Genomic DNA, 2,299 nt, shown 5'->3' with positions numbered 1-2,299 from the left:
GACCCGCCCCGCGCTGACTTCAACGTCGTCCTCCGGCCGGAGGACGTCCGCCAAGGTGGGGCCGGCCGGACGGAAGAAAAAGGCGTCAGCCGATTTCCGCGCCCAGGACCGACAACGCCTCCGTCACCGGCTGGAAGAACGTCTCGCCGCCCGAGTTGCAGTCGCCGCTGCCGCCCGACGTGAGGCCGATCGCCGCGTCGCCCGAGAAGAGGGAGCCGCCGCTGTCGCCCGGCTCCGCGCAGACGTTCGTCTGGATGAGGCCCTCGACGATGTCGCCGTTGCCGTAGTTCACGGTGGCGTCGAGGCCCGTCACCTCACCGTCGTGGACCTGCGTGGTGGAGCCGCTGCGCGTCACCTGCATGCCGACGGTCGCCTCGCCCGCCTGGGTGATGGCCTGGGACCCGCCGTCGTAGAGGTTCACCTCGCTCGGGTGCTCCGTGGCGCCGTTGTACTTCACGAGCGCGAAGTCGTTGCCGGGGAACTGTGAGTCGACCATCGTGCCGACGGCCGGGCCGCCCGCCGAGTCGGACCACTCGCTGCCGGACTGCCCGCAGTGTCCGGCCGTGATGAAGTGCGGCTCGCCGTCCTTGACCACGTTGAAGCCGAGCGAGCAGCGCCCGCCGCCCGAGTGGATGGCGTCGCCGCCGGCGATGAAGGGCCTGAACTCGCCCGCGGTCTTCTTGAGCTCCGCCTTGGCGCCGAGACCCTTGACGACCTCCTGGAGCTTGGCCCAGTCGGCACCCCCGACCGTGCGGTCCGCGGTGACGACGACCTTGTTGGTGACCGGGTCGGTCGCCCACGAGGTGCCAGGGATGGTCGCCTTGTCCGTGAGGGTCTGCCGGGCGCTCTTCAGCTCGACGAGGGTGTTCTCGACGACCCTGGCCTTGCCGCCCGCCTCGCGCACCGTCTGCGCCGCGTCCTCGCTGAGCACGTTCACGATGAGCGCCTTGGCCTTGGCGTCGTAGTACGCGCCGGCCTCCTCGGCACCCAGGTCCGCCCTCAGCGTGGCGGCGAGGTCCCCGGCCGCCGGCGCCGTGAGCGCCTTCACGTCGAACTGCGCGGTGTGGTCACTGGCGTTCGCGCTCTGGAATGTGACGCCCGCGGCAACGATGGCGACGACCGCGCCGCCCGCTACTGCCGCTTTCCTCTTGGGTATGCGTCGGTGCTTCAACTTCGACCTCCTGTGGGGGCCGCACCCGGAGCAAGTGGGGTGCCCGGACGCGGAGGATGAGTCGCCCACTATTCCGAGGCGTCGCAGTCGCACACAAGGTCGACTACGGGACGGGCACACGACAACACTGCTCCGTTCACAGCCCCTTCACAGAATCCGGGAACCCGGACCGAATGCCCCCGGCAGTCGGCCGCCTGATGGGTAATCACCGGCCGGACGGGGAAGCTCATGATGTCTGCACGGGCATGGACGGCACGGGGCATGTACGGCGAAGGGGGGCGTTCGGGTGCGACGTCGGGTGCGCGCGGCGGACGGGCGGCATCTGATGGTGGAGCGTCTCGGCGATCCGCGCGGCAGACCGGTCTTCCTGCTGCACGGTACGCCGGGCAGCAGGCTCGGCCCCGCGCCGCGCGGCATGGTGCTCTATCAGCGCGGCACACAGCTGATCGCCTACGACCGTCCCGGGTACGGCGGTTCGGACCGGCTCGCGGGCCGCAGCGTCGCCGACGTGGCGCAGGACGTACGGGCGATCGCCGACGATTTCGGCCTGGAGCGCTTCGCGGTCGTGGGCCGGTCCGGAGGCGCGCCGCACGCCCTGGCGTGCGCGGCCCTGATGCCGGACCGGGTGACCCGTGCCGCGGCGCTGGTGACCCTCGCGCCCCGGGACGCGGACGGGCTGGACTGGTTCGAGGGCATGGCCGCGTCCAACGTCACCGAGTACACCAGCGCCTCCGACGACCCGGCCGGACTCGTGGAGCGGTTCACGCTGCGTTCCGCCGAGATCAGGCAGGATCCGGTCAGGCTGCTGAACGACCTGCGCAGGGAGCTCACCGACTCCGACCGGATGGTGGTCTCCGACGCCGGCGTCAGGTCCATGCTTCTGCGCAACTACCAGGAGGCGTTGCGCACTTCGGCGTACGGCTGGATCGACGATGCGCTGGCGTTCTGCAGCCCGTGGGGCTTCGACCCGGCGGACATCAAGAGCCCGGTGATGCTGTGGCACGGGGAGAAGGACGTCTTCTCCCCGGTGGGCCACTCGCGCTGGCTCGCCCAGCGCATCCCGGGCGCGACGGCCGTCCTGGAACCGGCCGCCGCGCACTTCGACGCCCTGCACGCGCTGCCCCGCAT

Annotated in this window: 2 protein-coding genes; one reads left to right on the top strand and one right to left on the bottom strand. The window is 71.0% G+C overall.

The genetic code is table 11. The annotated features are described in order from the left end of the window. Window positions 1-85: 85 nt before the first annotated feature. On the bottom strand, window positions 86-1,171 hold the full coding sequence (locus ACWGH4_RS34315) for a S1 family peptidase (protein WP_453467725.1): 1,086 nt from the start codon (window positions 1,169-1,171) through the stop codon (window positions 86-88). A 286-nt stretch (window positions 1,172-1,457) separates the two neighbouring features. Between ACWGH4_RS34315 and ACWGH4_RS34310 the strand changes: the two genes are divergently transcribed. Continuing rightward, window positions 1,458-2,299: alpha/beta fold hydrolase (locus tag ACWGH4_RS34310; RefSeq protein ID WP_453467723.1), on the top strand; the 842-nt coding region annotated here is incomplete at its 3' end.

Source organism: Streptomyces sp. NPDC054847 (assembly GCF_053610925.1).
Note: the sequence above shows the minus strand (reverse complement) of the source record. Positions and strands in the feature narration are given on the sequence as shown.